Annotated in this window: 10 protein-coding genes; 9 read left to right on the top strand and 1 reads right to left on the bottom strand. The window is 32.6% G+C overall.

The genetic code is table 11. The features are described from left to right. Positions 1–8: 8 nt before the first annotated feature. From ACH2BV_RS15525 to ACH2BV_RS15485, 9 genes are all read left to right on the top strand, one after another. On the top strand, positions 9–455 hold the full coding sequence (locus ACH2BV_RS15525) for a restriction endonuclease subunit S (RefSeq protein ID WP_395051696.1): 447 nt from the start codon (positions 9–11) through the stop codon (positions 453–455). Between the two features lie 11 nt (positions 456–466). Then, positions 467–1,576 carry a DUF4268 domain-containing protein gene (locus ACH2BV_RS15520; RefSeq protein WP_395051695.1) on the top strand — a complete coding sequence of 370 codons (1,110 nt, stop codon included), beginning with the start codon at positions 467–469 and terminating at the stop codon, positions 1,574–1,576. A gap of 6 nt (positions 1,577–1,582) precedes the next feature. Then, positions 1,583–2,785 carry a PD-(D/E)XK nuclease family protein gene (locus tag ACH2BV_RS15515; protein ID WP_395051694.1) on the top strand — a complete coding sequence of 401 codons (1,203 nt, stop codon included), beginning with the start codon at positions 1,583–1,585 and terminating at the stop codon, positions 2,783–2,785. After that, on the top strand, positions 2,785–5,646 hold the full coding sequence (locus ACH2BV_RS15510; protein ID WP_395051693.1) for a type I restriction endonuclease subunit R: 2,862 nt from the start codon (positions 2,785–2,787) through the stop codon (positions 5,644–5,646). Before ACH2BV_RS15515 ends, ACH2BV_RS15510 begins: the two co-directional genes overlap by 1 nt. A gap of 167 nt (positions 5,647–5,813) precedes the next feature. After that, entirely contained in the window at positions 5,814–6,431 is a 618-nt protein-coding gene (locus tag ACH2BV_RS15505) for a hypothetical protein (RefSeq protein WP_395051692.1), read from the top strand. A 190-nt stretch (positions 6,432–6,621) separates the two neighbouring features. Next, the gene (locus ACH2BV_RS15500; RefSeq protein WP_395051691.1) at positions 6,622–6,930 is read left to right on the top strand and encodes a hypothetical protein; all 309 of its coding nucleotides are present in this window, start codon (positions 6,622–6,624) and stop codon (positions 6,928–6,930) included. 20 nt (positions 6,931–6,950) lie between these two features. Further along, entirely contained in the window at positions 6,951–7,397 is a 447-nt protein-coding gene (locus ACH2BV_RS15495) for a DUF6932 family protein (RefSeq protein ID WP_395051690.1), read from the top strand. Then, positions 7,384–8,316 carry a hypothetical protein gene (locus ACH2BV_RS15490; RefSeq protein ID WP_395051689.1) on the top strand — a complete coding sequence of 311 codons (933 nt, stop codon included), beginning with the start codon at positions 7,384–7,386 and terminating at the stop codon, positions 8,314–8,316. The genes ACH2BV_RS15495 and ACH2BV_RS15490 overlap by 14 nt, the downstream gene beginning before the upstream one ends. Positions 8,317–8,486: 170 nt before the next feature. Beyond that, positions 8,487–8,639 (top strand): hypothetical protein, encoded by a 153-nt coding sequence (locus ACH2BV_RS15485; protein ID WP_395051688.1) that lies wholly within the window; start codon positions 8,487–8,489, stop codon positions 8,637–8,639. A 46-nt stretch (positions 8,640–8,685) separates the two neighbouring features. Here ACH2BV_RS15485 and ACH2BV_RS15480 read toward each other — a convergent pair whose 3' ends face one another. Then, the gene (locus tag ACH2BV_RS15480) at positions 8,686–8,949 is read right to left on the bottom strand and encodes a hypothetical protein (protein WP_395051687.1); all 264 of its coding nucleotides are present in this window, start codon (positions 8,947–8,949) and stop codon (positions 8,686–8,688) included. Positions 8,950–9,080: the final 131 nt, after the last annotated feature.

Genomic DNA, 9,080 nt, shown 5'->3' with positions numbered 1-9,080 from the left:
TATAATATATGATATTTTTTATTATAAAACAAGCATTAAACCATTTATATTCAGATAATTATATAGTTTTTAAAAAAAAACTGGTGCGTTTGCCCTGTAGTGAAGGAGGAAATTCTTGTGGATATATTAATTTCTTTAAAGTAAAATTTTGGAGTGGCGGCCATAACTATTCTATTGAAATTAATAATGCCAAAGAAACTGACAATGATTTTTTATTTCAATTATTAAAGTACAATGAAGCTGAAATAATGAAATTAAGAGTTGGTTCAGGATTACCAAATATTCAAAAAAAGGATTTGGTTGCTTTTTGGTTAGTATTGCCAATTTCCAAAGAAGAACAAACCAAAATCGCTAATTTTCTATCAGCTATAGATGATAAAATCAATAATTGTCAAGCGCAGATTTCAAATACTGAGGTATGGAAAAAAGGATTATTACAACAAATGTTTATTTAAAATAACACACTATGTACAAAATAAATAAATCAACTAATAATGTGGAAAAGCTTGAAAAAAGACTTTTCAAGGAACTCAAAATAAAAGAGCGTGACCACTTGCAAGAATGGATTGCTAAAAATCCTGAAATGTTAGGAGAAGATTTGCTCATCATTCAAAAAGAATATGACGGTTTTAATGATACTAATGAAAGGCTAGATTTATTAGCTATCAACAAAAATGGAGGTCTTGTAATAATAGAAAACAAACTTGACGATACTGGTAGAGATGTTGTTTGGCAAGCACTGAAATATACATCCTATTGTTCGACTCTAACAACATCGCAAATTATTAAAATTTACCAAGACTACTTAAATAAGTGGCAAAATAGTGAAGATGCAAAACAAAATCTCCTTGATTTTTTAGAAATAAGTGAAGAAGAACTTTTGCTGAATAGGAATGACCAGCGAATGATATTTGTTGCTAATAACTATCGAAAAGAGGTTACATCAACGGTCTTGTGGCTGTTGAAACACGACATACAAATAAAGTGTTTTAGAGCAACTCCTTATTCTATGGGTGATGATGTTTTCCTGCAGGTGGAACAAATTATACCCTTGCCAGAAACAGCTGAATTTATGATTGATGCCAAAGAAAAAGAAAAAGAAGAAAGTGCAAAAAGTAAAACAGTTGAAGAATCCGAACTTAGATTAACCAAGTTTTGGACTTTATTAAAGGCTAAATTAAAAGAAAACAAGATAGATTTCTTAGAGCGAGTAGGTCCAAATCCGTATTATAATATTGGATTTTCAAAAGGTAAGGGATATTATGGTTATTGTTTAGGTAGACATAATTTTAGAGTAGAACTGTACTTGTCTAATGACACAAATAAAGAACTTTTTGATGCTATGTATAAATACAAAGATGCTATTGAGAGCAAATTTGAAGGGAAAATTGAATGGGAAAGATTAGATAATAAGAAAGCGTCACGGATTAAATTTGAAATGACAAAAGAACAAGTAAGCAGTCTTGAAGGTAAGTTTAGTGAAGAATTGTATTGGAATGACTTAATTGATTGGTATGCTGATGCGATGGTGAGATTTTATAATACAGTTAATCCGTATTTAGAGAAAATAAGATAAGGTATTATGGATTTACATCAACATAAAGTAGTATTGCGGTCTATCAGGCAAATTTTAAAGCATCAAAAAGAGAAAGAATTACTTAAAGATGAGAAATTCAATGTTTTTTCCATTCTAAAAATGGAAACTCGTGAAAACGCTACTCATTCTGCCTTTCTAGCTGCTTTATTAGACCCATCAGGGACACACTTTAAAGGAAGTGTATTTCTAGAGCTTTTTTTAAAATGCATAAACAACAATACTATAGATGTAGCCACGGCAAAAGTAAAAACAGAACATCACATTGGGTTTCGTGATATAACGGACAAAACAGGAGGTAGAATTGATATTTATATTTGGGATAAAAAGGGCAATTGTCTTTCTATAGAAAACAAGATTAATGCTGGTGATCAATTAGCACAGATAGAAAGATATTGCAATCATAATAAATTAAAGAATGAGGTATACTACCTTACGTTAAAAGGTGACGAACCAACAGAAGGGAGTAAGGGTGAATTAAAATCTGGAATACATTTTTTTAATATTTCTTACAGCTCCATTATCGTAAAATGGCTAACATTATGTTCAAAAGAAGCTGCGGATTCCCCAATATTGAGAGAGACAATCAAACAATATATTATTTTAATAAAAAAATTGACACACACTATGGATGATAAGGAAGAAGATGAACTTTTCGATATTATTTTACAAAATTATGAAGCCTCTTTATATCTTGCTGCTAATGTAAAAAAAGCCATTGCAGAATTTAATAATAAGATTAGGCAAAGTATTTATGATTCCTTAACAAATCACTTGAGTGAAAAATATTCTATTAGTTTTGGAAATGGAACCGAAGCAACTTATTCTCAAATATGGATACGGATAAAAGGATACCAAGGGGATAAACTTTTATTTGGGATTCAGAATTTTTCTGTTAATGTAGATCCATTCTTTGGTAAGGGTATCATTATAGGGGTTTTTACTATGAATGGTAAATATTTACCTGAGTATGAAATGTTCGGTAAAAAGGATAGTAATTATTGGTCTGCTGTAAAACGTTTTACAGAGTATGATAATTATGAAATAGACCTACAAAACCCTGAATTACTTAATAAGTTATATAACAAAAATGATTTTTATAATGGCTTTGTAAATCATATTGTTAAAGAAACTATTGATTATTTGGCTATTTATACTCCAAATGTAATTTCATTTTTGAATAAAGTATAATGGCAAAACAACCCGAACAAATCCTTGAAGAACAATTGGTAGTCCAATTGCAAAATATGGGCTATGGTTTAGTGACTATTGTTGACGAAAAAGACCTGCTTACTAATCTTAAATCACAACTAGAGAAGCACAACAAAAAACAGTTCTCACCCAAAGAATTTGAGCGGGTACTTAATATTTTGAGTAAAGGTTCTGTTTTTGAAAAAGCCAAAACGCTTCGAGAACGGCAACATATTATAAAAGACAACGGAGAGGATTTATATTTTGAGTTCATCAATTCGGAACATTGGTGTCAAAACCAATTTCAGGTTACGCACCAAATTGCTATAGATGGTGTTTACAAAAACAGATACGATGTTACGTTGCTAATTAATGGTTTGCCAATGGTGCAAATCGAATTGAAACGTCGAGGACTGGAACTTAAAGAAGCGTTTAACCAAATCAATCGCTACCAACGCCATTCTTTTGGAGCTAATTCCGCCTTGTTTCAATACGTCCAGATTTTCGTTATCAGTAACGGAGTGAATACAAAACACTACGCCAATAATAGAAACCAGTCTTTCAAACAAACTTTTTATTGGACAGATGTAGCCAACAATCGCCTGACGAATATATTAAACGGTTTTACCACAGACTTTTTAGAACCTTGCCATATTTCCAAAATGATATGCAAATACATTGTGTTAAGTGAAGCCTATAAAATATTAATGGTGCTACGCCCGTATCAATATTATGCCGTAGAAGCATTGGTTGAAACGGTAAAGAACACCAACAAAAACGCGTATATATGGCACACAACAGGTTCGGGAAAAACCTTGACATCGTTTAAAGCTAGTCAGATCTTAATGAATTTACCACAGGTCAAAAAAGTGGTTTTTGTGGTGGACAGAAAGGATTTAGATTACCAAACTACCAAAGAATTTAATAGTTTCAGCAAAGGAAGCATCGACGGAACTGACAATACCAAAGCATTGGTAAATCAGTTTACAGACGATACAAAACTAATTGTAACCACTATTCAAAAACTTAATACCGCTATCAGCAAAAAGCAGTATTTGGATAAAATGGCTAAACTCAAAGACGAGCGGACTGTCTTTATTTTTGATGAGTGCCACCGTTCGCAATTTGGAGAAACCCACAACCGTATTAAATCTTTTTTCAATAATATTCAGTTATTTGGCTTTACGGGAACGCCAATTTTTGCCGATAATGCCGTGAAAAATGAATTAGGAAAACGCACCACCAAAGAATTATTTGGCGAATGTTTGCACAAATACGTCATTACGGATGCTATAAAAGACGAGAATGTTTTGAAGTTTTCCGTCGAATATGTGGGGCGTTATAAACAAAAAGATGACAGCAAAACCAACATCGATATTGAGGTAGAAGACATAGATACCAAGGAATTAATGGAATCGCCTTTGCGTTTGAATAAAATTGCTGATTACATCATTGACAACCACAACCGCAAAACCCACAGCAAGGAATTTACTGCAATGTTTTGTGTTAGTAGTGTGGAAACTTTGATAAAATACTACGAAATCCTTCAAGCCAAAAAGTTGGAAGGCAAACACAATTTGAAAATCGCAACTATTTTCAGTTACGCTGCCAATGAAGATGATGCAGATGCCAATGGCTTCATTCCAGAAGAACTTTCTGTAGTCGAAGAACCAAAAGCATTGTATGGTTTGAATAAACATTCCAGAGAAAAACTAGATGAATTTATTGGAGATTATAACACTATGTTTGGCACAAAATTCTCTACCAAAGACAGCGTTTTATTCTACAATTATTATAATGATATTTCCAAAAATGTCAAGAACAAAAAGATTGATGTTTTGTTAGTTGTCAATATGTTTTTAACGGGTTTTGACAGTCCAAACCTGAACACAATGTACGTGGACAAAAACTTGAAACATCACGGATTAATTCAAGCCTATTCCAGAACGAACAGAATCCTAAATGAGCAGAAATCACAGGGGAACATAATAGTCTTCCGTAACCTCAAAAAAGCTACAGATGATGCGATTGCACTCTTCTCGAACAAAGATGCCATAGACGTTATCATTATGCAGCCGTATGAGGATTATGTACAGCAATTTAGTGAAGCGGTTGCAGCACTTTTGAAGATTGTACCAACGGTAAACAGCGTAAACGATTTACAAAGCGAAAAGGACGAGTTGGAATTTGTAAAAGCATTCCGAGAATTGATGCGACTTAAAAATGTGCTGACCACTTTCTCCGATTTCACGATGGAGGATTTAGATATGGACGAGCAACTTTTTGAAGACTATAAAAGCAAATACCTTGATTTATACGATAAAGTCAAAAATAACCACACGAAAGAAAAGGTATCGATTTTAGAAGACGTCGATTTTGAATTGGAATTAATACACCGAGACGAAATCAATGTTACATACATCTTGCATCTATTAGCAACACTTAAAAATGCTGATCCACACGAGAAAACCAAGAAGCAAAAAGAAATCATCGATTTACTTACAGGAGAAGCCAACTTGCGAAGCAAACGAGAATTGATAGAACGTTTCATACTAGAAAATCTTCCCAACATAGAAGACACCGAAGACCTCCCAGACCAGTTTGAAAAATACTGGAACGAAGAGCAAATAAAAGCCTTCAAACAATTGGTGCAAGAAGAAAACCTATCCGAAGAAAAAACAGAAAAACTCATAGAAAATTACCTCTTTGCGGAGCGGGAACCATTACGAGACGAACTCCTAGATTTAATTGAAGGAGAAAAACCCAAAGTATTGGAACGCAAGAAAACAGGTGACAGGATTTTGAGTAAGATTATTGGATTTGTAGAAACTTTTGTGAGTGGGTTTGCGAAGGCGGGGTAGGTAAGAATATTTATTGTAATAAGAATCTTATTTGTAATAAAATTTGTATAAATTAGCACTCGCAATACGTTACTGCTTAGCGACAATCTTCTCATTTTTGGGTGTATAGTCGTTACTTTTTAGCGAGTATTGATAAGTTGGCTGTGTTTTAACCAAAAACCGTAGAAATGCAAGAAAATTTACATTTATTAATTGTTTACCCTGAAAATTTTCCAGAAGAACTAATCGAAAAAGACATTTCTGAACTTGATTTGGAAAAACTAAATATTCAAATTGAGAAGCAAAAAAATGAAGCATATTCTGCGATGGAATGGATTGTACCAACTTTCCTCGCAACATATATTTTAAAACCATATTTTGATGCTTTTCTTGGCGAAGCGGGAAAAGATAATTATCAATCCCTTAAATCGTTTTGTAAAAAAATGTTAGCTAAAGGAAAAGAAATAAATGCTCATTTAGTTCCTGCTACACTATCGACTGAAAAATTATCAAAAACTTACAGTCAGTCTTTAGCTGTATCAATTCTCATAGAAACAAAAACTAAAAGACAAATTAAAATGCTATTTGATAATAATTTAAGTTTATATGAATGGGAAAATGCGATGGAAAAATTCTCTGATTTAATAACCGAACATTATGAAAATTATCCTAATGACAAACTTTCATATGCCATAAAGGATTTATCTCCGAAACCTTATTATACTATTTATGTAAAAATAAATCCAACCACTAAAGGTTTAGAATTTCACGATGATAACACTTTAATTTCAGAAAGCAGAAAATAAACCACAGCTATCACACGCTACAAGCAATTTGTGTATTAGGCTTAATTTAAAATTGGTCTTGTATTTGGAAGATTTGGCAAATCCGAAAATAGGGCTTAATTTAGTCCCAAACTGCTTGTAGTGCGGGGACGTTGCAAGCAAGTGTAAGAACAGACATCAATAAATAACAAACAATTAAAAAACAGAAAATATGAGTATTGTAAATGGAACTTTCTCACTTACCTGCAACAAATGCGGTAAACAACACGACTTTACAGCAGACGAAGCTGATTTTGATGCGACTTCTGGTAGCGAAAGACAAATGGGATCTGAAAACGGTTACACTTGGGAACATACTTTCAATTGCGATGAGTGTGAAAATGAAATAGAAATAGAATATGAGGTTTGGGAATACCCAGTTGGTGCATTTAATAATGACCAAGTTGAAATTAAAGGGGGGACAGAAGTCAATCGCTACGGTTATGACTTTCACGATGCTCCAGAACCTGATGATATTTAATTTAAGTAAAACCAATGTTGATGGAATTTGACCCAATATATCCAGCAGGTTTTCACGATATAAATTTTGATAATCTTGACGAGATATTTGTAACTCCTTTTGAAAATGGAGAACGAAGACAATATCTTACAGACAGATTTCGGGCTTACATTGAAAAATTTTCTGAGTTAGGATTAAAAGCTGAAATTTGGCTAGACGGTTCTTATTCGACAAATAAACCTGAGCCAGGTGATATGGACATTCTAATTGTTTTTGACGTCAATGAAGTAAACAATTTACCGTTAGAAAAAAGGCCGTTACTACAAGAATTATTTGACCGTGAGCTTTCTAAAATCAGATATTCAATAGATATTTTATTATTACCTTCGAATGATATAAACAATAGAAGTTATTGGAGAGGTTGGTTTGGTTTTTCTAGAAACGAGCAACCTAAAGGAATACCAAGATTGTATTATGGCATCAATTAAGAAAATAACTGATAATATTTCTCAACTTTCAGCAGTAGTTGAAGAATACTCTATTGCCTTAAATAAAGAGACTCAAAACTTTTCATTAAAAATCACAATTGATAATTTAAAAAGTCAAATTGATGACTTGCAAAACCAACTTTATCAAGAGAATTTAAAAAGAGAAAAAGAAATTGTTCAACTTCGTTTCAAAGGAAAAGTTGCAAGGTTCGGAACATTTCCATTAGCATTAGTTGGTGGACTTACAAATTCATTTTCTAACGCAGTATTTAATACTTCAAAGTATTTTCAATTTGGAAATAAAGGTGGGGTTAAAATTGATACTATTATAAATGAAACTATTGACTTGAGACTTGAAGGGATTGGCAAAGGTTCAACAATTTTTTATTTATCAGCAAAAACGTCACCCGACTTATTTGGTAACAGCGTTATTCAAAGTTCTCTAGACAATGTATTTGACTTACTAAATTCTCAAAATCCTGAACAAATAATTGACAATATTTCAATTGTTGGTTCAAGAAGCATCAAATACTATTCAGACTTTTTTGAAGAATTAAATAAAGATGATTTAGAATTGGATTTGACTTGGCATACTCCTAACGAAACGGTAAAAAGTTGGGAAGGAACAAAGGAAAAAATCCTGTCACTCTATAACACCTTAAATAGTATTAAGCTTTCAGAACCAGAAGAAATTAATTTCGAAGGTGAAATAATTACTCTAAGCTTAAAAGGACGCTTTGAAATATTCTCGACTGACAAAGAAAGATTTTACGGAACGTTTCCTAACGAGTTAATTGAACAGATAAAACAATTACACGTAGGCGACTTTTGTAAGGGGACAATTTTGAAAACAATAATTTTTAACTCTGCGACTGGAAAAGAAAAATATGAATACATACTTCGAGACATTGATATTTAGTTCATCGAAAGGCAGAACACCAGCTTATAACAGCACCTACAAGAAATTGGCGGTTCAGTGGTTAAATGAAACTATGTGCTTCGTATCAATTTCGTTGGTGGCCAGCTGTTTAGTAATTCGAAATCGCCAATTTCTTGTAGCTTAAAAACTTTACCAAACAATAGATGTAAATGCCAAAACTATTTTTGTATTGTATTCCATTTGACGATGGAGCAGCACCAAGTCCTTTTTGGGGGGTTTGTACACTCAACATTTGCAAACCAGTCATTCGTAAAAATGCAAAAAAAACTGCTTTGGGAGGATTGAGAGTAATCTTTATTTAAGGCACTTTGTGCTGTTCATTTGGAAATGTTACAGGTAATTCATTAATTACTCGTAGTAACCCGACAGAGGATTCATTACTCTTTCAATGCCTTCATTTTTTAAACCAATTTGCATAGCATTATATATTCTTAAAAAGCTTGGTATTTCTAATAAACCATTTATTTTACAATGTTCAATTAATTGATCTTTAGAACAATAAAATGGAAATTGAGTATCGTTGAAATTTGGAACTTTGCTAGTTAACCTTTTCTTTCTTAATTTTAAAACATTTAAAACTGTGCTCACTAACCAACGATCCAATTCTTTCAATTGCTCAATATCACTAATTAATGGGTAGAAACTCAGGGCAAACGCATCATAATTTGATTAGATATTCGAGATAATCGTTATCCCAGCCGGCTTTCTTCCTTTTTCCTTTAATACCAACATTCGTTGTTTTA

It is taken from the genome of Flavobacterium sp. (genome assembly GCF_043780635.1).
Classification (GTDB): Bacteria; Bacteroidota; Bacteroidia; order Flavobacteriales; family Flavobacteriaceae; genus Flavobacterium.
The sequence above is the reverse complement of the archived record's forward strand: the minus strand, read 5'-3'. Positions and strand labels throughout refer to the sequence as shown.

Bases quoted from the DNA above. Each gene is read 5' to 3' on its own strand.
- ACH2BV_RS15525 (WP_395051696.1), top strand. From the start codon at position 9: ATGATATTTTTTATTATAAAACAAGCATTAAACCATTTATATTCAGAT.
- ACH2BV_RS15520 (WP_395051695.1), top strand. From the start codon at position 467: ATGTACAAAATAAATAAATCAACTAATAATGTGGAAAAGCTTGAAAAA.
- ACH2BV_RS15515 (WP_395051694.1), top strand. From the start codon at position 1,583: ATGGATTTACATCAACATAAAGTAGTATTGCGGTCTATCAGGCAAATT.
- ACH2BV_RS15510 (WP_395051693.1), top strand. From the start codon at position 2,785: ATGGCAAAACAACCCGAACAAATCCTTGAAGAACAATTGGTAGTCCAA.
- ACH2BV_RS15505 (WP_395051692.1), top strand. From the start codon at position 5,814: ATGCAAGAAAATTTACATTTATTAATTGTTTACCCTGAAAATTTTCCA.
- ACH2BV_RS15500 (WP_395051691.1), top strand. From the start codon at position 6,622: ATGAGTATTGTAAATGGAACTTTCTCACTTACCTGCAACAAATGCGGT.
- ACH2BV_RS15495 (WP_395051690.1), top strand. From the start codon at position 6,951: ATGGAATTTGACCCAATATATCCAGCAGGTTTTCACGATATAAATTTT.
- ACH2BV_RS15490 (WP_395051689.1), top strand. From the start codon at position 7,384: ATGGCATCAATTAAGAAAATAACTGATAATATTTCTCAACTTTCAGCA.
- ACH2BV_RS15485 (WP_395051688.1), top strand. From the start codon at position 8,487: ATGCCAAAACTATTTTTGTATTGTATTCCATTTGACGATGGAGCAGCA.